This window comes from Lentzea waywayandensis, from assembly GCF_900115955.1.
Taxonomy (GTDB): domain Bacteria; phylum Actinomycetota; class Actinomycetes; order Mycobacteriales; family Pseudonocardiaceae; genus Lentzea; species Lentzea waywayandensis.
Map to the genome: position 1 here is coordinate 1 of NZ_FOYL01000018.1, position 21,126 is coordinate 21,126.

Below are 21,126 nucleotides of genomic sequence, written 5' to 3' on the forward strand. Positions count from 1 at the left end.
GTCGTATCCGGTATTAGACCTCGTTTCCAAGGCTTATCCCAGAGTACAGGGCAGGTTACCCACGTGTTACTCACCCGTTCGCCGCTCGTGTACCCCGAAGGGCCTTACCGCTCGACTTGCATGTGTTAAGCACGCCGCCAGCGTTCGTCCTGAGCCAGGATCAAACTCTCCAATAAGGATTGTGTTTGATCGCTCCAGACGGAATATGTCTGGCATCAATCTAGTCTTGCCTCAAAGGAACTACCTCGACGAGGAGGTAATTCATATATTACTGGCTGTGTTTCGGCACGCTGTTGAGTTCTCAAAGAACACGCGCTCACCGGTTCCAGTCTCCGTTTCCGGAGGCTTTCTCTCGGGGCTGTGTTTGAAGCTTATTTGGTCTCGCTGCCCGGTGTCAAATCGGCCTCTTGGAGGCTCTTTATCTTCCGGTTTTTTGGCCAGGCCCGTTCCGGTCTGTATTTCCCGGCCCGCTTCGCTCTGACATGGAGAACATTACACGGGCCTGTTTCGATCTCCAAATCGGGGGTCCTGGTGACCGCCAAACGTGCGATCACCAGGACAAATGCGTTCGTCAGGGCGCGGAGACCCCGACATCGGCCTTCGTCAGCGGCTTCCGCACCGCCGACGAGTTGTACTCATCCGCCCCGACATCAGGCTTGCCCGAACGCGCCTGCGGGTCGAAGTCACGCGTCACATAGGAGTAGGTGCCTGCCGACGCGTCGATGGCCGGGCTACCGGAAGCAAGCCGGAACAGTCCGTTGGCGTCCTTCACCAGCTTCGGGTCCACGGACTTGTAACCGGACGCCGGCATGCTGCCTCCGGTGCCACCCCAGATGACGTTGCCTTCGTACTTCACGGTCGAACCGGCGTGCATGGAGACGACGCCACCGGAAGAACCCTTGATGACGTTGTTCGCGAGCACGCAGTCCTTCGGCTTGAAATCCCCGCCGTCGCTGTCCACCACCTCGCCGGTGCCGATCAGCGTGTTGAACGCGACCGTCACGCGGTCAGGACGATCGTGCAGCTTCGAGTCGGGGCCGCTGTCGGCCTCCTTGCCCGAGCCGAACACGATCGCGCGGTCCTTGGTGGTCTCCACGTAGTTGTTGATGACCTTGTGGTCGTTTCCGTGGAAGCGGATGCCGCTGTTGAACAGCAGGTTGCCCTCGACCGTGGTGCGGTGGCCGTGACGCAGGACGATGTAGCCCTTGCTGTTGCGGATCGTGTTGTAGCGGACGATGTTGTCCGACGACTTGATCGAGATGGCCTCGGCGTCGCCGTCCGCCTTCTCGAACAGGTTGTGCTCGACGATCGCGTTCGCCGACTTCGACTGCTTGTGGCTGTAGCCGAGCCGGATCGACTCACCGCCGTTCGCGCCGGTGAACTGGTGGTTGTAGAAGTAGTTGTGGTGGATCCACGACCGCTTGGCGATCTCGCTGCCGGGGCCGGTGATCTGGAGGTAGACGCCCTCGTTGGTCCGGTTCTGGAACGTGTTGTGGTCGATCTGGACGTCGTCGGCGCTCACGCTGAGCGAAGCGCCGTCCTTGTTCCCCGAGTACGTGTTGCGGGTGATGCGCGTGGCCTGCGCTTCCGCGGGGACCGAGAGCGTGCTGGTTCCGTTGAAGACGAAGCCCTCGATTGTCACGTCTCGAACGGCTCCGAGTTCGAAGCCGCCGCGGGTGAACACCGTGCCGCCGACGGTCTGCGCGGCGACGGTGATGCCCGACCTGGTGATCTTGATGGGCTGGTCGGCGGTGTGCAGGCCTCGGGCGAGCACGATGCGCTGACCGGCTCGCGCGGTGTCGAGGGCGGCCTGCAGGGAGGACACGCTCGAGACGCTGACGACAGCCGCGTGGGCCGGCACGTGGACGAAGGACGACAGCAGGGCGGCCGCGCCGACTGCGGCCAGTGATCGGATCATTCGCCAACTCCATAGGAGGCAAGTTGGCGGCGGTAGAGCGGAATCTACCGCAAGATTCCGGCAGGTGGGGCAGTTCGATACAAACCGAGGGCCGTATCGAGGGACGGCACGCGGTCCAGTTGTCCGACCTCTGACACGGGGAACCACTGCGCGAGGTCGGTCGAGCCGCCCACCTCGTTGCGCAGCTCGCCGCCCACGATCCGCACCTCGTACATGATGCGAAGCGCGTGGTAGTCGCGGTCCGGCTCCTCTCGGAACTCGGAGTCGATACCGAGCAGGCGGAGCACCTCGACGGTGTAGCCGGTCTCCTCCTCGACCTCCCGGATGACCCCGTCGTACGGGTGCTCGCCGTGGTCGATGCCGCCTCCGGGCAGGATCCAACGTTTGCCCTTTGGGCCAATCCAGCGCGCCAGCAGGATCTCGTCGTCGTCGTTGATGCACACCCCGTACGCGGCCACGCGCTGCTTCTTCGCCCTCATGCGATCCAGCCTAACTGGCGATCACCCCGGAAAAGTGATATCACTTAGATACTACTTCGACAGGGGGTCCGGATGAGCGCGGCGCTGGAGACGACGGTGCATATGCCTGCACCGGTGGTGCGTGAGAAGCACGCACGGGACGTGACCGGTCTTCCGATGTTCTTCGCAGGATTGGCGGTGTACGCGGTGGGCGTGTGGCTGCTGGTCGACGGCGTGATCGGCAAGGCCGCGGACGGCGGTGACCCGTCCGGGGCGATCATCGTGATCATGGTGCTGCTGTTCCTCGCGGGATCGCTGATCATGAAGGGGCTGTTCACCGTCGCGCCGGGTGAGGCGCGGGTGCTCCAGTTCCTCGGCCGTTACGTGGGCACGGTGCGCACGGATGGTCTGAGGTGGGCGAACCCGCTCACCACGCGGGAGAAGATCTCGACCCGGATCCGCAACCACGAGACCCAGACGCTGAAGGTCAACGACGCGGACGGCAACCCGATCGAGATCGCGGCCGTGGTCGTGTGGCAGGTCGAGGACACTGCGCGCGCACGGTTCGAGGTCGACGACTTCGTGCGGTTCGTCGGCATCCAGACCGAGACCGCCGTACGGCACATCGCGAACAGCTACCCGTACGACAACCACGAGGAGACCGGTCTGTCGCTGCGGGAGAACGCGGACGAGATCACCGAGACGCTCGCGATCGAGATCTCGGCACGCGTGCAGTCCGCCGGCGTGAAGGTGATCGAGTCACGGCTCACCCACCTCGCGTACGCACCGGAGATCGCCCACGCCATGTTGCAACGCCAGCAGGCGAGTGCGGTCGTGGCGGCACGGACCCGGATCGTCGAGGGCGCCGTCGGCATGGTCGAGCTCGCGCTGGATCGGCTCGCCGAGCACGACGTCGTGGAGCTCGACGAGGAACGCAAGGCGGCGATGGTGTCGAACCTGCTCGTCGTCCTGTGCGGTGACCGATCCACCCAGCCCGTGGTGAACGCGGGATCGCTCTACACCTGATGGCTGAGCGCAAAAACGTTCTGCTCAGGCTGGACCCGGCGGTGCACGACGCGTTGAGCAGGTGGGCGAACGACGAGCTGCGCAGCACCAACGCGCAGATCGAGTTCCTGCTGCGGCGTGCACTGGCGGAGGCGGGCCGGCTGCCCAGCGAGGCGAAGAAGATTCCTCGCCGCGGCAGGCCCCCCAAGAACCCGGAACCTGAAGAGCCTCCGGAACAGGCGTAGTTCCTGTTCCGGAACTCCCTGGACGCAAGGCACTGAACAGGCGTTTCACCAGCATGAAAACGCTGTCATCGAGTTCAGCCGTTCGGGGGTGTCTTGGCTGACTCCTCCACGCGATGGTGTGCGGCGGGCGCACCGGGAACGTGGAGGAGTCTTGTCTTTGTTCTCCCGCAAGCGCGCTGGACTCGGCGTGCTGGGCGTTGCTGTGGTGATTGCCTCGCTGACACCGGCCGGTGGTCTGGCGGCAGGTAGAGAGATCTATTTGGACAGTCGGGCGTCAACGGAGCGGCGGGTCGAGGACCTGCTGCGCAGAATGACGGTCGAGGAGAAGATCGGGCAGATGGCCCAGATCCGCGTCGGGAAGCTGCGCGGTGACTGCAACAACGTCAACGGGCCGTTGGTCGACTCCTGTCTGAAGACGGTGCTCGCGGACGCGCACGTGGGCTCGATCCTCTCCGGCGGCGGTGACGCGCCGCTCGACAACACGCCCAAGGCGTGGGCCGAGATGAACAACGCGATCCAGCGCTATGCGTTGGAGAACAACAGGTTGAAGATCCCGATCATCTACGGCGCGGACGGCGTGCACGGGCACAACAACGTCATCTCCGCGACGATGTTCCCGCACCAGATCGGGCTCGGCGCGACGTGGGATCCCGGGCTTCAGGAGAAGATCGGCGTGTCCGCGTCGAAGGCGTTGCGCGCCACCGGTGTCTTCTGGAATTTCGCACCGGTCTCCGACATCGCGCGGGACACGCGCTGGGGCCGTTTCTACGAGACCTACAGCGAGGACCCGTTCCTGTCCGGGCAACTGGCGGCGGCGAACGTGCGCGGGCAGCAGTCCAAGGTGGACGACACCGCGCAGCTGACCGCGACGGCGAAGCACTTCGCCGGGTACTCGGCGCCGGCGAACGGGCACGACCGCGCGGCGGCGCAGATTCCGATCCGGCAGTTGCAGGACCTCGTGCTGCCGTCGTTCCAGGCGCAGTTCGACGCGGGCGTGAAGACCGTGATGATCAACTCCGGCTCGCTCAACGGTGTGCCGGTGCACGCGTCGAAGTACATGTTGCAGACCCAGCTGCGCGACAGGATGGGCTTCAAGGGCGTCGCGGTCTCGGACTGGCAGGACATGAAGTACCTGGTGGACCGGCACAAGGTCGCGCCCGACTACAAGACGGCGATCGCGATGAGCGTCAACGCCGGTGTGGACATGGCGATGGAACCGTCGAACGCGGCCGAGTTCACGTCGTTGCTGCTGGCGAACGTCCGCGACGGTTCCGTGTCGCGCGGCCGGATCGACCAGGCCGTGCGGCGGGTGCTGAAGCTCAAGTTCGACCTGGGGCTGTTCGAGAAGCCGTACGTGGACCCGGCGAAGGCCGACGGCAACGTGGTGAACGTGGATCGCTCGCTGGCGCGCCAGGCGGCCGCCGAGGGCACGGTGCTGCTGAAGAACGACGGCGTGCTGCCGTTGTCCTCCGCTGCCAAGAAGATCGTCGTGACCGGTGAGACCGCGGACGACGTGCGTCGCCAGCTCGGCGGCTGGACCGTCGAGTGGCAGGGCGTGCCGGACGACTCGCCGTTGCCGCCGACCGCGACCGTGCTGACCGGTGTGCGCGAGGCCGTTCCCGGTGCGTCTGTCGTGCACGCACCGACTCAGGCCGCGGCGGTGGCTGAGGCGGACGGTGCGGACGCGGTCGTCGTCGTCTTGGGTGAGAAGCCCGGTGCGGAGGGTCCTGCCGACACGGAGAACCCGGTGCTGACGCCCGAGCAGCAGGCGTGGGTGGACGCGGTGCAGGCGACCGGCAAGCCGGTGGTCGTGGTGCTGCTGACCGCGCGTCCGCAGGTGCTCGGTGCGGCGGCGGACGCGAACGCGCTGGTCGCGGGCTGGTTGCCGGGCAGCGAGGGTGGCCGGGCGATCGCCGACGTGCTGTTCGGCGCGGTGAACCCGAGCGGCAAGCTGCCCGTGTCGTGGCCGAAGGCGCTGGGCGACCCGACGCTGACCTACGACCAGCTGCCGGGGGCGAACACCTCGGCGGGCGCGAAGTACGACCCGCTCTACGCTTTCGGGCACGGGCTGTCGTACACGTCGTTCACGACCTCGGGGACCTCGGTGTCCGTTGATCGTCAGAACGGCGTGGTGAAGTTCACGGTGGCGAACACCGGTGGGCGTGCGGGCACCGTTGTGGTGCCGGTCTACGTGCGTCAGCCGGCGTCCCCGGTGCTCACGCCGGACGCCCGGCTGGTGGGCTTCACGCACGTGGAACTCGCTGCTGGTCAGTCGAAGCAGGTCGAGGTGTCGTTCAAGCTCGCGCAGCTGGCCCTGACCGTCGGTGACGTGGACGGTGACGGACGGCGTGAGATCGCCCGCGGCGGTTACGAGGCCGTGGTGGGTGCCGAGAAGGCCACCTTCACGGTGCGCTGAGCTGGCCTGATATCCTTCGTCGTCGTGAACGCGCGGCTCTCCGCCGTGGAGGAGACCTGGCCCTTGTGGCCGGTGCCGACATAGCGCGTCACGAACTCCGGTTTCGACAAGAAGGGTGATGTCGCATGGCGAACATCAAGTCCCAGCTCAAGCGGATCAAGACCAACGAGAAGGCTCGCCTTCGCAACAAGTCGGTCAAGTCGTCCCTGAAGACGGCTGTCCGCAAGTTCCGCGAGGCTGCCGAGGCCGGTGACAAGGCGAAGGCCCTGGAGCTGCTGCAGGACGCGTCCCGCAAGCTCGACAAGGCCGCCAGCAAGGGCGTCATCCACGCCAACCAGGCCGCCAACAAGAAGTCGGCGATGGCGCTGCGCGCGAACTCCCTCGAGGGCTGATCTCGCTCGTAGAGCTTCGAACTTCTGCAAAGGGCTCCATCTCCTCCGGGAGGTGGAGCCCTTTCGCATGCGGCCTCGGGCACGGTAGGCGTAGCTCCATGGAATCGCTTCCGCGCATCGACTTCGTCGAGCTGCACGATCTCGACGGCACGCCGGCCGTGTTGCGCACGCTGCACACGGAGTCCATCACGACCATTTACCGGCTGACGGACGCCGCGCGCGAGTACTCCCGCCCGTTGGCACTGGCCCTGCGGTCGGGCGCGGACCACCGGATCGTCGACCTCTGCGCCGGTTCGGGCGGGCCGGTGCCGCTGATCCAGCGGCGGCTGCACGCGGAGGGCGTCCACACCCAGGTCACGCTGACGGACCTGGTGCCGAACGTGCCCGCCTTCGAACGCGTCGCCGCAGCGAACCGGCGGCGGCTGCCGGATCCGTGCTGCTCGGTGGACCACATGCCGTCGTCGGTCGACGCCACGGACTGCCGGTTGGAAGGGACGCGGACGATCTACGGCGCCTTCCACCACTTCCCGCCCGCGCTGGCCGCGCGCATGCTGCAGAACGCCGTCGACACCCGGCAGCCGATGGTCGTCGTGGACACCAAGCGGTCGTGGCTCTACGTGCTGGTGTTCCCGTTCTTCCTCACGCTGGCCGTGCTGCTGGCGGCTCCGTTCCAGCGCAATCCCCTGCCGCGCTACCTGCTGCGGCTGGCACTGACCTACGTCGTGCCGGTGCTGCCGTTCATGATGTTCTGGGACAGCGTCGTGTCGTTCCTGCGCATGTACGGGCGTGCGGAACTGCGGCGGATGGTCGACGGCCTGAACGGCACCGAGTCGTTCACGTGGACGATCGGCGTCGAACCCGGCTTCACCGGAGCCCAGTACCTGATCGGGATCCCACGCCGACAGTGATCAGCGGCGGCTGTGCGCGGCCACGATCCGGAGCACGGCACGTTCGAGCGCGTAGTCGGCGTCGGCCGCCACACCCTTCACGTCGGCGTTGAGCCCCGCGACCACCTGCATCGCGTCGGCGAGCCCCGCCTGGTCCCAGCCGCGCGACTGGGCCTGCGCCTTCTTGATCTTCCACGGCGGCATGCCGAGCGGACCGGCCAGGCTGAACGGGTCGGCGCGGCCCACGGCGGACACGCGCGCGACCGTGCGCACCGCGTCCGCCAGCGCGTCCGCGACCAGCACGTGCGGCACGCCGAGCTGCATGGCCCAGCGCAGCGCCTCCATGGCGCCCGCCCGATCACCGACGACGGCCTTCTCCGCGACGGCGAACCCCGTCACCTCGGCCTTGCCCTGGTGGTAGCGGCGGATCTCCTCGACCGTCACCTTGCCGTCGGTGTCGGAGACGAGTTGCGACGAGGCCGCGGCGAGCTCGCGCAGGTTCGTGCCCACGGCGTCGATGAGCGTGGCGACGGCCTCCGGATCGATCTTGCCGCCCGCCCGCCGCACCTCGTTGCGCACGAACGCCTCGCGCTCGGCGGACTTGGTGACCTTGGCGCATTCCGTGACCGCGGCACCGGCCTTCTTCAGCTGTCCGGGCAGGTCCTTGGCCGCCTTGCTGCGACCACCGCCCGTGTGCACGACGACGAGCGTGACCCCGTCCGCGGGCGTCTTGACGTAGGAGAGCACCGTGTCGGCGACCTCCTTGCTGATGTCCTGCCCGTTCTGCAGGACGATCACGCGACCCTCCGCGAACAGCGACGGGCTCACCAGTTCGGCCAGCTCGGGAGCCGTGAGATCAGTCACCTGGACGCGGGTCAGGTCGGCCGTCGAATCGACCTCGCGGGCGGCCTCGAGAGCCGCCCGAACAGCACGTTCGACCAGCAACTCCTCCTCGCCGATGACGAGGTGCAGTGACTCCGGTGCGCTCACGCTCCGCATCTTCCCACGTCCCGAATCGTGGACGGTTGTGGCTGACCAACGGACAGGTGCCGTAGGTTGGTAGCCACAACTGAACACCGCTCATCCAGAGGGGCAGAGGGAACGGCCCGACGAAGCCCCGGCAACCGGCGTCACCGCTATGCGCAGAACTGTGCGCACACGACGATCACGGTGCCAATTCCGACCCGTTCGATTTCGCGGGAAAGATGAGGAGATACCTCGCGATGACTGCTGTCTCTGTGCCTACGAGCACCAAGTTCGACCTCGGCCCCGCCCGCGCACTGCTGTGCCGTGAGTGCGGAAATGAAACCCCTCTCGCTCCTGAGTACGCCTGTCTCGAGTGTTTCGGGCCGCTGGAAGTGGCCTACGACTTCGGGAAGATCCGGCGCGAGGACATCGAGGCCGGCCCCAGGTCGATCTGGCGCTACCGCGGCCTTCTCCCTGTTCCGTCCACTGTGGAACAGCACCCGAACACCGATCCCGGCGGCACCCGTCTGGTCGAGGCGCACAACCTCGCCAAGGCCCTGGGCGTCCGCAAGATCTGGGTGAAGGATGACACCGGCAACCCCACCCACTCGTTCAAGGACCGCGTCGTCGGCGTCGCGCTCGCCGCCGCCCGTGAACTCGGCTTCAAGGTGCTGGCCTGCCCGTCCACCGGCAACCTGGCGAACGCCGTCGCCGCGGCCGCCGCCCGTGCGGGCTGGAAGTCGGTCGTTCTCGTTCCCTCCAATCTCGAGCGCGCCAAGATCCTCATGAGCGCGGTGTACGAAGGCGACCTGATCGCCGTCGACGGCAACTACGACGACGTGAACCGCCTCGCCCAGGAGCTCGCCGCGGAGAACGAGGACTGGGCGTTCGTGAACGTCAACGTCCGCCCGTACTACGCGGAAGGCTCGAAGACGCTCGGCTACGAGGTCGCCGAACAGCTCGGCTGGCGCCTGCCCGACCAGATCGTCGTGCCGATCGCGTCCGGCTCGCAGCTCACCAAGGTCGACAAGGCGTTCCGCGAACTCGGCCAGCTCGACCTGGTCGAAGCCACGCCGTACAAGGTCTACGGCGCGCAGGCCACCGGCTGCTCCCCGATCTCCGCCGCCTTCAAGGCGGGCCACGACGTCATCCGCCCGGTCCGCCCGGACACGATCGCGCGCTCGCTGGCGATCGGCGCCCCGGCCGACGGCCCGTACGTGCTCGACGCCGTGCGCCGCACCAACGGCGCCATCGACGACGTCACCGACGAAGAGGTCGTCGAGGGCATCAAGCTGCTCGCCCGCACCGAGGGCATCTTCGCCGAGACCGCCGGCGGCGTGACCGTCGCGACGGCGAAGAAGCTGTTCGAGTCGGGCCAGCTCGACCCGGACGCCGAGACCGTGCTGCTGATCACCGGCGACGGCCTCAAGACCCTCGACGCGCTCGGCGACACGATCGGCCCGCGCGCGACGGTCCCGCCGTCCGCCGAGGCCGTCATCAAGGCACTGGGTTCACCTCGTTAGTCACCTCCCTCCGGTTCGGGGACGCGCGTGCGTCCCCGAACCGCGTTGTGCGTGATCGTCGGCTCCTGCCATATTCCGGGCGTGGACCTGTGCCCAAGCTGCTCCGCGCCGCTGACCGGCCGGACCCTCCGCCAAGCCTCGCCTGAGGACCCGCTTCGCGCGCGCCGCAAGGACATTCGTGAGCTTCGGCGATGCGGAAACTGCTGTCACGTTGCCTGGCGACACGAAGGCGGCACGGGTCCGTGGTCCGATGGCGGATCGCTTCCCGAGCACGACTACCTGTTCGCGACGCTACGACCACTGCCTGAGCCGTGGGCGGTGATCGCTGACAAGGACACCAGGGTTGCTCTGGAAGAGCAGTTGCGTACCGAGGTCGCGAACGGACACCCGTTGTTCGGCAAGACGATCATCGCGATCGCTCGCTGCGATGCCTGCGACGAGGTGGTGTTCGGTGTCGAGGAGGACCCGGCGTGGTTCGCTCAGGTCCACCTCACGTGGGGATCGGCTCCCGACCGCCCTCCGTGGCCCGACAGCAGACGCCTTTCCCTGCCGTTGGCCGACAGTCTTCTCGGCCACCATCACTGAACGCGCCGGCTCACAGGGAGATCGCGTCCGTCTTGAGCCAGCCCGTGCGCGGGAAGCGTTGCAGGCCGTCCACGACGTGTGGCCCGACCGGTTCCACGTTCGCGCGCCACGCCACGATCCGTTGCGGCCACGGGGCTTCCGCCTTGAGCGCGTTGTAGTGGTAGTCGTGCCAGACGTCCGGCGCGATCCGCAGACCGTCGTCGAACACGTGCTCCGCGGCGAGGTCGTACGCCTCCTCCGGAGTCGCGGCCTTCGTCGGCGGCAGCACATGTGTGGTCGTCGCCCGGTACGTGACGGCGCGTGTGTCGTCTTCGAGCGTTTCGCAGACGTAGTAACCGAAATCGGGTTTGAGCTCGTCGTGCGGCCACGGCGTCGCCGAGTAGTTCGTCTGCCACAGCGCCCATGCGAGCCCTTGCGTGCCACCGGGAATCGGGTAGCGCGCGTTGAACAACCTGACCCAGACCATCTCTTCTCCTTCGTACGATTCGGTTTCCCGGCAAGACCGCCAGGTCTCCGTCCTTGTCCGTGCGCAACACCAACGCGCCTCCCGTCCGCAACACGTCGATGACGTGCGGACTCGGGTGCCCGTACCTGTTGCCCGTGCCGACGCTCACCAGCGCCACTCGCGGCCGCACCGCCTTGAGGAACGCGGGCAGCGAGTACCGCGAACCGTGGTGTGGCACCTTGAGCACCTCGGCGTTCAGGTCCCGCTCCCCCAGCAACGCCGCCTGGCCGGCCAGTTCGACGTCACCGGTGAGCAACACCCGGCCTGCCCTCGTGTGCGCCTTGAGCACGAGCGAGTAGTCGTTCACCGTCGTGTTCTCGTCCTGGGCGACCGGCGGCCGCCTCGGTCCCAGCACCTCCAACTCCAGTCCGGGCAGGGCGAACCGCTCGCCCGCCTTCGGCTCCACCACCCGCACGTGCTGAGCGCGGGCTCGTTCGCCGACCTCCCTCCACGCCCACGCGGGCTCCTTGAGCGGCCCGACCGCGACCGCTCCCACCGCACGTCCGGTGAGCACGGCGTCGAGACCGCCGATGTGATCCGCGTGCAGGTGCGTCAACACCACCAGCGGGATCTTCTTGATTCCCAACGTCTTCAGGCACCGATCGGCGGCGCCGGGATCGGGCCCGGTGTCGACCACGACCGCCGTGTCCGCCGTGTCGGTGGCCAGGACCAGCGCATCGCCCTGCCCCACGTCGCAGCTGACGACCTTCCACCCGTCGGGTGGCCAGACCGGCGCCACGACTCTCACCGGCACCAGCACCACGAACACGCCGACGAGCACCGCGACGACCAACGTCCGCGTCTTCTTGAACCGCAGCAACAACACGACCGCGGCCGTGACGGCGGCCAGCGCGATCGCCCCGGCCCAGCCGTCCGGCCAGCCGACCGCCGCACCGGGCACGGACGCCGCCTGCCGTCCGACCTGGATCAGCCAGGTCACCGCGGGCCCGGCCACGTGGGTGATGACCTCGGCCGCGCGGGGCGAGAGCGGGGCGATGGCCGCCGCCATCACACCCAGCACCGTCGCCGGCGCGACCACCGGCCCGGCGACCAGGTTGGCCACCACCGACACCAGGCTCACCTGCCCGGACAGCCCCGCCACCAAAGGAGCCGTGGCAAGGCTCGCGGCCATCGGCACGACAATCGCTTCGGCCAGCCCGTTCGGCACGCCACGCCGTTTGAGCGCCCGCGCCCACCTCGGCGCGACGAGTACCAACGCCGCCGTCGCCACCACGGACAACGCGAACCCGGGATCACCACCCAGCGCCGGATCGTGAAGCACCAGAACGAACACCGCCGTCGCGAGGCTCGGCACCGCGGACCGCTGCCGTCCCAGCACCAACGCCAGCAACGCGACGGCACCCATGACCGCGGCCCGGAGGACGCTCGGCTCCGGCCCGGCCAGGATCACGAACCCGACCAGCGCGGCCATGGCGGCCAAAGCCGCCGGACGTGGACCGAGCCGCCTGGTCAGGAGATAGACCGCGCCGCACACGATGGCCAGGTTCGCGCCGCTCACGGCGAGCAGGTGGGAGAGGCCCGCTGTGCGGAACTCGTCCACGATGCGCGGCACCATCTGCTCGGTGTCGCCCACCACGAGCGCCGGCAGAAGTCCGGCTTCCTCGTCGTCGAGCACTGTGCTGGCCTGCCGCAGGCCGTCACGGAGTTCGTCGGCCCACGTCTGCCAGACCGGCGGCGGTCGTGGGTTGCCCGGCGGACCTCGTACCCGCAGCAACGCCGACGCGAGGTCGCCGCCTCTCGGTGGGGCGAGCGTGCCTTTGACCGTGACCTTCTGGCCCGGCAACAGATCCCGCCACTTGGCCGCCGGGGCCAGCAGGACCAGCTGGGCGCCGTTCGCCGTCGCTCTGATCACGACGTTCTCCACGCCTGCCTGGGTTCCGCCGAAACCCGCGGCTCGGATTCCCTTCGGTCTGGTGGTGAGCTCGACGGTGAGGGTGGTGCTGCGGCCTTCGTTGGCGGCCAGGCGGAGTGGGTGGGACTCGGCTCGCAGAACGTGGCCGCCTACCCAGGCTGCCGCCAGCGGGCCGGAGATCAGGAGGGCTATCGCGCACGTCTTGGTCCACCACGCTCTTCGCCAGGCGGCGAGGCCGATGGCTCCTGCTGCCAGGCCGGTGATCGCCGCTGCCTGCCAGCTCAGGAAGAGGCCGGCCACGGCTGTGGTCCACACCGCGGCGGCCGCCGGGACCAGGCGGTAGTCGTGGGCTATCGAGTGCTTGCGAGACACCGGGGCCTCCCCTGGCGGGTGGGAGGTCTCGGCTCAGGGCTGGGGCTGCCTTGGCGGGGTTGCGGGAGCGTCGGAGGGCCTGGCCGTGAGTGGCGCGGGAGAGCTTGCGGCTGGATCTGGGGGCGTCGGGATGTGGGGTGGTGCCAGGCGGTGTCGATGCGTGAGTGGCGGGTGATGCGGACCGAGGGCATGGCTGACTCCGATCGGTGAGTTGGGGCGGGTGCCATGGGGCCGCTGCCCGGGGACGAGTGCGGACCGGCGGCCGATCCGGGTGGGGAATCACGGCGCGGGCGGGCGGGCCCTGCTGGTTTTCGTTGGGCTGGCAGGCGAGTTCCAGGGCCGCGGCACGTTGCCGGGGAGAAGGTCTGCGGCCGGAGGAACGGATCGGGCGGCAGGGCGTGGGCACGCGGTTGATTTCGCAGGGCCGGCAAACAGATTCAGGGGTGCACGGTTGCCGCGCACAGGCGGCAAGGTCGCTGGTGGAGAGCCGCTGGGCTGGGGAGCGGAGCGGGTGGCGCCGGGCGCGGTGGTACGGGTGGGGGCGCTGGGCTGGCGAACGGAGCGGGTGTCGCCAGGCGCGGTGGTGCGGGTGGAGGCGCTGGGAAGGCTTCGGTCAGCAGGTGGCGGAGGGCTGTCGTCAGTGGGCGGGATCGGCGGCGGGGTGGGGTTGGGGAGCGGTGGACTGGGAAGGCGACGGCCAGCCGGCGGACGGGGTGGTTGTGGTCGGCTGGGAGGAGTGACGGGCTCGTCAGGTGGCGGTACTGGGCCCTGGCGCGGTGGTAGAGGGCCAGGGCTTTGGCGGCGAGGGTCATGTGTGGACCAGTTCGGCCAGCCTGGCCAGCTTCGAGTCGCCGATGCCTTCTACGTCGCGGAGTTGGTCGACCGAGGCGAAGGGGCCTTTGCGGGTGCGGTGGTCGACGATGCGCTGAGCCGTCACCGGGCCCACGCCGGGGAGGGTGTCGAGTTCGGTCGCCGTGGCGGAGTTCAGGTTCAGCTTCGGCTGGGACGCGCCGGCCTGTGCCGCACCGCCCTGGGGCGGGGGTGGGATACCCACCGCTATCTGTTCGCCGTCGGTGAGTTTGCGGGCCAGGTTCAGGTCGTGGAGGTCGGTGCCCGGTTTCATGCCTCCGGCCAGGCGGATGGCGTCGGCCACCCGTGCGCCCGACGGTGCGGTGATCAGGCCTGGGGTGGCCACCTCACCGATCACGTTCACGACGAGTTCGGGGGCCGGGGCCGAGGTGCTCACCAGTGCCAGGTCCGGGGCGGGCTCGGCGGCAGGGCTCTGCCACCAGCTGCCCAGGCCTATCACCGCGCACGCCATGGCCACGCCCACAGCGAGCAGGCCTCGGCGTGGGAGGCGCGGCAGGCGGAAGCGGTGGCGAGGCGGGCCGTGTTCGTCCGAGTCCTCTGATCGTGCGTAGACCAGGGTCGGGTCGGCTCTCACCTTGTCGGCCAGGGCGGCGAGGCGTTCGGTCGGGAGGGTGTCCTGGTGGGAGCGGGGGAACATGCGAGCGACGTTACGGAGCGGGGTGGGCGGGGAGGTGGGGTTGGCTCCGGGGCTGTGGATTACTCGCGGGTTGTGGACAGGTCGCGATCACTCGGGCCGCGAAGACGCGGAATTGTCGGGGGTCTGTGGGAGACTGTCCGGCCCTCCCGGCAGCACCACGACGCCCAGCACGCCTGGGCCCGTGTGCGCGCCGATCACCGCGCCCACCTCCGAGATCACGCATCCCGTCGAGCCGGGCAGCCGTTCGTCCAGCCGGGTCGCCAGTTCCGCGGCGCGTTCGGGAGCGGCCAGGTGGTGCACGGCCAGTCCGACCGGGCCGTCACCCGCCGCTGCCGCCGCCAGGTCGACCAGACGGCCCACGGCACGGCTGATCGTGCGCACCTTCTCCAGCGGCACGATCCGGCCGTCGTCCATGTGCAGCAACGGTTTCACGGCCAGCGCGGTCCCCACCAGCGCCGCCGCCGTGCCGATCCGGCCGCCTCGGCGCAGGTGCTCCAGCGTCTCGAGGCAGAAGAACATCCGGGTCTGGGAAGCGGCCGAGGAAGCGGCGTCCTCCACCTCGGCGGGCGAACGTCCAGCCGCTATGGCCGCGCACGCGCGCAACACCGAAAACCCGAGTCCCATGCCCGTCGACCGCGAGTCGACGACGCGAATCCGGGAGGAATCGACCTCCTCGGCCGCCAGCCGTGCGGCCTCCCACGTCCCGGACAGCTCGCGAGAGAGATGCACGGACACGACCGCATCGGAGGACGACAAAACCTCGCGGTAGACGGCGGCCACCTCGCCAGGCGTGGGACGCGACGTGGTCACCCGGCGGTGCTCGGCGAGGGCGGCGGCCAGTTCGAAGGGACCGAAGTCGACGCCGTCGAGGCGTCCGGCACCGTCCACCGCCACGTGCAGCGGCACGACAGTGATCGCATGGCGCTTCGCGAACCCCTCAGGCAGGTATGCCGTCGAGTCGGTGACGATGGAGATGCGCACGAGCGACGAGCCTACGGGGCTCACTCCTCCGAGGGCCTCAACGCCACGGGCGAGATGGTGTCCAACGAAGAGATCAACTCCGCCATCGCCTTGCCCACCAGCTCGTGCCCCTCCCAGCCCCAGTGCATCCCGTCCGGATTTCCGGCACCGGACCGCACGTGCTCCCCGATCACGGCGGGCAGGTTCAGCAACGGCACACCCGCACCCGCGGCCCACCCGCGCACAGCGGCAACCGCAGCCGCGTGCCCCTGATGCGCATACGCGTACGTAGCCGCGCGGTGCACCGACGGCACGATCCCGACCGCCGGCATCGTGTACTGAAGATTGCGGACCGACTGGTGCATGTCCCGCAGATAGCGCGCAGTCAGCGCAGGAGGCAGCGACGCGCGCGTGTAAGGCGCCAACCGCGGCTGCACGGCCTGATAGCCCGCACGCACCCAACGCCGCAGCCAGTCCGGCCGCAGATAACGCAGCCCCTCGCGCAGATACGTCGGCAACGGCGAGGGCAGCGTGTCCATGCTGCCCACCGCGAACACCAGCACGTCCGTGCGGGGCAGCAACGACCAGATTCGCGGGTCCCCGGTCAACGCCCACCAGGCGTCCCGCGCCGTCCACCCGAACCCGGCCGCCAGCTCCGCCGATCCACCCAGCGCCTCGGCACAGATGTTGTGCCACAGGCGTGGATGATCAGCGGGCAGCGGCCCGGAAGGCCCGAAGAACGACAGCGAGTCCCCGAGGACGAGCAGTCTCAACGCGTGGTGCCCGCGTTGTACGACGACAGCCGCCACCGGTCGTTGCGGCGGGTGAACACGGTCCAGTGGCAGTTCGAGATGCCGCCGAGCTGCGACCAGTTCGCCACCGGCAGCTCCAGCAGCCGCCCGGTCAACGCGCTGATCAGGCCACCGTGCGCGCACAGCAGCACGGTCCCGGAGAACTCCGCGTCCACCTCGTTGACCACCTGGATGGCCCGCTCGGCCACCTCGACGCGCGACTCGCCGTCCGGCGGCGCGAAGGTCGGATCGGTGCGCCACACCGTGACCGCACCCGGCCACTCCCGTTCGACCTCGACCACGTTCAGGCCCTGCCACTTGCCCAGGTGGGTCTCGCGCAGCCGTTCGTCGATCCGCAACGGAACGTCCGTCGACGAGGTGAACACCCCGGCGGTGTTGCGCGCGCGTTGCAGGTCGGAGGCCACGACGATCTCCGGTTCGAACCCGGCGAGCACCGGCACGGCGAACCTGGCCTGGTTCAAGCCGGTCTCGGTGAGCGCCGAGTCCAGATGACCCTGCAGGCGACCTGTCGCGTTGTAGTCGGTCTCACCGTGCCGCCACAGCACGAGCCGGCTCAGGGCCATCAGCTACCTCATTCAGCCGTGGAGTCGGCGGGGACGTCCGCTTCGAACTCGATGCGCGGGCAGTCCTTCCACAGCCGCTCCAGGCCGTAGAAGCTGCGCTCCTCGACGTGCTGCACGTGCACCACGACGTCGACGAAGTCCAGCAGCACCCAACGGCCCTCGCGGGCCCCTTCGCGGCGCACCGGCTTCGTGCCGGCCTCCCGCAGCTTCTCCTCGATGTTGTCGACGATCGCGCCGACCTGCCGCTCGTTGGGAGCGGACGCGATCACGAACACGTCGGTGATCACGAGCTGGTCGGAGACGTCGAGCACCGTCACGTCGTGCGCCTTCTTGTCGGCCGCTGCGTTCGCCGCGACCAGCGCCAGCCGTCGTGCCTCGTCGGTGGCTGCCACGTCACTCCTCTGACTTCCGGCGAGCGTCGATACGCCCACACGAGTTACTGAGGGTACCGGCGCGCGCCAACGGGTACTTCACACCCACGCATGACGAAGGCCACCTCAGCGCCCTGAGGTGGCCTTCACCGGTGCCGAAGCCTTAGAGCGGGCGGACCTGCTGGGCCTGCGGCCCCTTCTGGCCCTGTCCGACCTCGAACTCGACCTTCTGGTTCTCTTCGAGCGAACGGAAACCCTTGGACTGGATCTCCGAGTAGTGCACGAAGACGTCAGCCGAGCCGTCGTCGGGCGCGATGAAGCCGAAGCCCTTTTCGGCGTTGAACCACTTCACGGTGCCTGTAGCCAAAGTCTTGCCTTCCACGAACCAGCAACAACCCGCTGATTGTTGCTCCCCGAGCGCTCGGATGCACGCAAAATCCACTCGAACGTGGTTACGACTCGGAGTACAGGCCTGTTTTAGCGATGTATTGGACGACACCGTCGGGGACCAGGTACCAAACGGGCTGACCGGATGCAGTACGCGCGCGGCATCCGGTCGACGAGATCGCCATGGCAGGCACCTCGACGAGCGACACGGACCCCGGCGGCAGATGGCGGTCGTTCAACGTGTAGCCCGGACGGGTGACTCCGATGAAGTGAGCCAACTCGAACGCGTCCGCCGCGCGTTTCCACGACAGGATCTGCTCCAGCGCGTCCGCGCCCGTGATGAAGAACAGGTCGGCGTCCGGGTACTGCTTCTTGAGGTCTGAGAGCGTGTCCACGGTGTACGTGGGGCCCTCGCGGTCGATGTCGACCCTGCTGACCGAGAAGCGGGGGTTGGAGGCCGTGGCGATGACCGTCATCAGGTAGCGGTCCTCGGCGGCGGAGACCGCCCGCGACGACTTCTGCCAGGGCTGTCCGGTCGGCACGAAGATCACGCGGTCCAGGTCGAACCTGGCCTGCACTTCGCTGGCGGCCACGAGGTGGCCGTGGTGAACGGGATCGAACGTGCCGCCCATGACGCCGATGCGCATCAAAACAGCGTAGACCGGCGTCGGGCCGCTCCCATGGCCTGACGCCGGTCGTGCTGATCACACCGCACGGCCCAGGGGGAGAACGGGCCGTTCGGGTCGCGGCTTACCCCGAAGCAAAGCCGCGCGCACTGGAGGAACGCGCGGACCGGTCCCCCATTACGCGGGTTGGCCCAAGATTTTTCTCACCAGGCCACGACGAGCCTCAGCGGGCCTCTGACCAGCGAACCCTTGCGGAACTCGACGGGCTCCGCGAGCCGCAGACCGGGCATCCGGCGCAGCAACGCGCCGAGCGCCACCTGAAGTTCCATCCTGGCGAGCTGCGAGCCGAGGCAGAAGTGGATGCCGTGGCCGAACTGCAGGTGCTGGCCGACCTCGCGTTCCAGGTCCAGCTCGGCGCTGTCGGCGTACATCGCCTCGTCGTGGTTCGCCGACGACACGACCACCAGCACGGCGTCGCCTTCCTTCACCAGCGCGTTGCCGACCTGGACGTCCTCGGTCGCGATGCGGGGGAAGCCGGCGCCGCTGCCCAGCGGGATGAACCGCAGCAGTTCCTCGATCGCGTTCGGCAGCATCTCGGGGTGGTCCTGGAGGCGCTTCATGGCGTCCGGGTGGTCGAACAGCGTCACGACGCTGTTCGCGAGCATGTTCGCCGTCGTCTCGTGTCCCGCGACCAGCAACGTGATGCCGAACCGGACGAGTTCGTCCTCGCTGAGCCTGTCATCGTTGTCACGGGCGGCGACGAGCGCGCTCATCAAGTCGTCCGTGGGATGCGTACGGCGTTTCGCGACGAGGTCGGTGAAGTACGCGTGCAGCTTCATCACGCCGTCCATCGCCTCTTCGGGCGTGTAGCCGCCGACCGTGGACAGTGCCTGGTTCGACCACTTGCGGAAGTCGGCGCGGTCTTCGAACGGCACGCCGAGCAGCTCGCAGATGATCGTGATCGGGAACGGCATGGTGAAGCCCTCGACCAGGTCACCGGGGTTGTCCAGGCGGTCGAGCAGCTCGTCGGTGATCTGCTGGGCGCGCGGCCGCAGCTCCTCGATCCGGCGCACCGTGAACGCCTTGGACACCAGCCGGCGCATGCGCGCGTGGTCCGCGCCGTCGTGCGTGAGGATCGATCCGCCCGGTGCGATGAGGGGCTGCATCCGCGGCACGTCCTGGCCGACCGTCCGCGCACGGCTGAAGCGCGGGTCGCCCAGGACGAACTTCGTCTCTTCGTAGGACGTGACGAGCCAACCCTCGCCGCCGTACGGGTACGTCACGCGCGAGACGGGCTCATCACGCCGTAGACGTTCATAGGTCGGATCGAGGGTCAGGCCGTCAGTTTCGGAGAACGGGTAGGTGGGAGCCATGTCTCCGAACGTAGAGCTACGCCTTCGGGCGTGTGTGTCCTTCGCCCCACACGACCCATTTAGAGGACGTCAGCTCGGTCAGGCCCATCGGACCGCGGGCGTGCAGCTTCTGCGTGGAGATGCCGATCTCCGCGCCCATGCCGAACTCCGCGCCGTCCGTGAAGGCCGTGGAGGCGTTGACGAACACCGCCGCCGCGTCCACACGGGCCGTGAACCTGCGTGCTGCCGCCACGTCGTTCGTGACGATGGCCTCGCTGTGACCGGAGCCGTACGTCGCGATGTGCTTCACCGCTTCGTCCAGCGAGCCGACGACCTTCGCCGCGATGTCGAGGCTCAGGTACTCGGTGCCCCAGTCTGCGTCGTTGGCCTCGACGACATCGGGCTGGAGCGCGAACTGCTCGTCGCCGTGGACGGTCACGCTCTCCTGCTGCAACGCCTTGGTGATGCGCGGGACGAACTCCTGCGCGACGTCCTTGTGCACCAGAAGAGACTCCGCCGCGTTGCACACGCTCGTGCGGCGCGTCTTGGCGTTGAGGACGATCGCCTCGGCCATGTCGAGGTCGGCGTGCGCGTCCACGTAGACGTGGCAGTTGCCGACGCCGGTCTCGATCGTGGGAACCGTGGCCTGCTCGACGACGGCGTTGATCAGACCCGAGCCACCACGCGGAATCACCAGATCCACCAGGCCGCGCGCGGTGATGAGGTGCGTGACGGACGCACGGTCGTGGCACGGCAGGAGCTGCACGCAGTCGGCCGGCAGATTCACGCTTTCGAGTGCGTCGCGCAGGACGGCGACGAGCGTGGTGTTGGAGTGCTCGGCGGTCGAGGAACCCCGCAGCAGCGCGGCGTTGCCCGACTTCAGCGCGAGACCGGCGGCGTCGACCGTGACGTTCGGGCGGGCCTCGTAGACCATGCCGACGACGCCCATCGGGACGCGGACCTGCTTGAGCTCCAGCCCGTTTGGGAGGATGCCGCCGGTGATCACCTGGCCGACCGGGTCGGCAAGTCCCGCAACGGTTTCCAGGCCGACGGCCACGGCGTCGACGCGGGCTTCGGTCAAGGTCAGGCGATCCAGGATGTTGTCCGGGAGACCTGCTGCCTTGCCGGCTTCGAGGTCCTTCTGGTTGGCCTCGATGATCTCTGGCGCGCGCTTGCGGAGCGCGGCGGCCATCTCGAGGAGCGCGGTGTCCTTGCGCTCGCGAGTGGCGAGGACTAGTTCGTCGGCGGCGACACGGGCGCGGCGAGCTGCCGCGTGCACCTGGTCGCGCAGGTCATCAGTCACGCCACACAGCTTACGACCTGCGACAATCACAATTGTCAGACCCGCCTGGCAGGCTTGCCGCCATGGATGACGACATCGCGAGTTCGCGTCGGTCGTCCGG

General features: G+C 68.3%; 20 protein-coding genes, 1 rRNA gene and 1 riboswitch. Of the genes, 7 read left to right on the forward strand and 14 right to left on the reverse strand.

Annotation, left to right across the window (positions count from 1 at the left end):
* The 3 genes from BM417_RS41635 to BM417_RS41645 form a co-directional block, all read right to left on the reverse strand.
* A 16S ribosomal RNA gene (locus tag BM417_RS41635) occupies positions 1 to 176 on the reverse strand; the annotation flags it as partial.
* Positions 177 to 571: 395 nt separating this feature from the next.
* Positions 572 to 1,918, reverse strand: a complete 1,347-nt coding sequence (locus BM417_RS41640) for a polysaccharide lyase 6 family protein (RefSeq protein ID WP_093605640.1) — start codon at positions 1,916 to 1,918, stop codon at positions 572 to 574.
* 44 nt (positions 1,919 to 1,962) lie between these two features.
* Positions 1,963 to 2,397 (reverse strand): NUDIX hydrolase, encoded by a 435-nt coding sequence (locus BM417_RS41645; RefSeq protein WP_093605641.1) that lies wholly within the window; start codon positions 2,395 to 2,397, stop codon positions 1,963 to 1,965.
* A 72-nt stretch (positions 2,398 to 2,469) separates the two neighbouring features.
* Between BM417_RS41645 and BM417_RS41650 the strand changes: the two genes are divergently transcribed.
* From BM417_RS41650 to BM417_RS41670, 5 genes are all read left to right on the forward strand, one after another.
* The gene (locus tag BM417_RS41650; protein WP_093605642.1) at positions 2,470 to 3,402 is read left to right on the forward strand and encodes an SPFH domain-containing protein; all 933 of its coding nucleotides are present in this window, start codon (positions 2,470 to 2,472) and stop codon (positions 3,400 to 3,402) included.
* Positions 3,402 to 3,626 carry a hypothetical protein gene (locus BM417_RS41655; protein WP_093605643.1) on the forward strand — a complete coding sequence of 75 codons (225 nt, stop codon included), beginning with the start codon at positions 3,402 to 3,404 and terminating at the stop codon, positions 3,624 to 3,626. The genes BM417_RS41650 and BM417_RS41655 overlap by 1 nt, the downstream gene beginning before the upstream one ends.
* A 151-nt stretch (positions 3,627 to 3,777) precedes the next feature.
* On the forward strand, positions 3,778 to 6,042 hold the full coding sequence (locus BM417_RS41660) for a glycoside hydrolase family 3 N-terminal domain-containing protein (RefSeq protein ID WP_143139047.1): 2,265 nt from the start codon (positions 3,778 to 3,780) through the stop codon (positions 6,040 to 6,042).
* Between the two features lie 125 nt (positions 6,043 to 6,167).
* Positions 6,168 to 6,434, forward strand: a complete 267-nt coding sequence (gene rpsT, locus BM417_RS41665) for a 30S ribosomal protein S20 (protein ID WP_093605645.1) — start codon at positions 6,168 to 6,170, stop codon at positions 6,432 to 6,434.
* Positions 6,435 to 6,532: 98 nt separating this feature from the next.
* A complete protein-coding gene (locus BM417_RS41670; protein WP_093605646.1) occupies positions 6,533 to 7,342 on the forward strand; it encodes a class I SAM-dependent methyltransferase in 810 nt (269 codons plus the stop codon).
* Here BM417_RS41670 and holA read toward each other — a convergent pair whose 3' ends face one another.
* Complete coding sequence (gene holA, locus BM417_RS41675; protein WP_093605647.1) at positions 7,343 to 8,320, reverse strand: DNA polymerase III subunit delta; 978 nt, start codon at positions 8,318 to 8,320, stop codon at positions 7,343 to 7,345.
* 78 nt (positions 8,321 to 8,398) lie between these two features.
* A riboswitch (SAM riboswitch) is annotated at positions 8,399 to 8,533 on the forward strand.
* Positions 8,534 to 8,544: 11 nt separating this feature from the next.
* Here holA and thrC point away from each other — a divergent pair.
* Both thrC and BM417_RS47310 read left to right on the forward strand, forming a co-directional pair.
* Positions 8,545 to 9,810 (forward strand): threonine synthase, encoded by a 1,266-nt coding sequence (gene thrC / locus BM417_RS41680; RefSeq protein ID WP_093605648.1) that lies wholly within the window; start codon positions 8,545 to 8,547, stop codon positions 9,808 to 9,810.
* A 51-nt stretch (positions 9,811 to 9,861) separates the two neighbouring features.
* The gene (locus BM417_RS47310; protein ID WP_143139048.1) at positions 9,862 to 10,395 is read left to right on the forward strand and encodes a hypothetical protein; all 534 of its coding nucleotides are present in this window, start codon (positions 9,862 to 9,864) and stop codon (positions 10,393 to 10,395) included.
* On the opposite strand, the gene BM417_RS41690 is transcribed toward BM417_RS47310, so the two are convergent.
* The 10 genes from BM417_RS41690 to BM417_RS41735 form a co-directional block, all read right to left on the reverse strand.
* Positions 10,389 to 13,145, reverse strand: a complete 2,757-nt coding sequence (locus tag BM417_RS41690; protein WP_322789058.1) for a DNA internalization-related competence protein ComEC/Rec2 — start codon at positions 13,143 to 13,145, stop codon at positions 10,389 to 10,391. The two genes, BM417_RS47310 and BM417_RS41690, sit on opposite strands and share 7 nt — an antisense overlap.
* A gap of 808 nt (positions 13,146 to 13,953) precedes the next feature.
* Complete coding sequence (locus tag BM417_RS41695) at positions 13,954 to 14,652, reverse strand: ComEA family DNA-binding protein (RefSeq protein WP_093605650.1); 699 nt, start codon at positions 14,650 to 14,652, stop codon at positions 13,954 to 13,956.
* A gap of 87 nt (positions 14,653 to 14,739) precedes the next feature.
* Positions 14,740 to 15,633: a DegV family protein gene (locus BM417_RS41700; protein WP_093605651.1), complete on the reverse strand. Its 894-nt coding sequence runs from the start codon at positions 15,631 to 15,633 to the stop codon at positions 14,740 to 14,742.
* A 20-nt stretch (positions 15,634 to 15,653) separates the two neighbouring features.
* Positions 15,654 to 16,385, reverse strand: coding sequence for a diglucosylglycerate octanoyltransferase (gene octT, locus BM417_RS41705; RefSeq protein WP_093605778.1), 732 nt, complete (start codon positions 16,383 to 16,385; stop codon positions 15,654 to 15,656).
* On the reverse strand, positions 16,382 to 16,987 hold the full coding sequence (locus BM417_RS41710) for a histidine phosphatase family protein (protein WP_093605652.1): 606 nt from the start codon (positions 16,985 to 16,987) through the stop codon (positions 16,382 to 16,384). Before BM417_RS41710 ends, octT begins: the two co-directional genes overlap by 4 nt.
* Before the next feature lie 8 nt (positions 16,988 to 16,995).
* On the reverse strand, positions 16,996 to 17,379 hold the full coding sequence (gene rsfS, locus BM417_RS41715) for a ribosome silencing factor (RefSeq protein WP_030468098.1): 384 nt from the start codon (positions 17,377 to 17,379) through the stop codon (positions 16,996 to 16,998).
* A 142-nt stretch (positions 17,380 to 17,521) separates the two neighbouring features.
* A complete protein-coding gene (gene cspE / locus BM417_RS41720; protein ID WP_030468099.1) occupies positions 17,522 to 17,725 on the reverse strand; it encodes a transcription antiterminator/RNA stability regulator CspE in 204 nt (67 codons plus the stop codon).
* Positions 17,726 to 17,810: 85 nt separating this feature from the next.
* A complete protein-coding gene (nadD, locus tag BM417_RS41725; RefSeq protein WP_093605653.1) occupies positions 17,811 to 18,392 on the reverse strand; it encodes a nicotinate-nucleotide adenylyltransferase in 582 nt (193 codons plus the stop codon).
* Positions 18,393 to 18,574: 182 nt separating this feature from the next.
* Positions 18,575 to 19,744, reverse strand: coding sequence for a cytochrome P450 (locus tag BM417_RS41730; protein WP_093605654.1), 1,170 nt, complete (start codon positions 19,742 to 19,744; stop codon positions 18,575 to 18,577).
* Positions 19,745 to 19,760: 16 nt separating this feature from the next.
* Positions 19,761 to 21,059: a glutamate-5-semialdehyde dehydrogenase gene (locus BM417_RS41735; RefSeq protein ID WP_218164742.1), complete on the reverse strand. Its 1,299-nt coding sequence runs from the start codon at positions 21,057 to 21,059 to the stop codon at positions 19,761 to 19,763.
* Positions 21,060 to 21,126 lie beyond the last annotated feature (67 nt).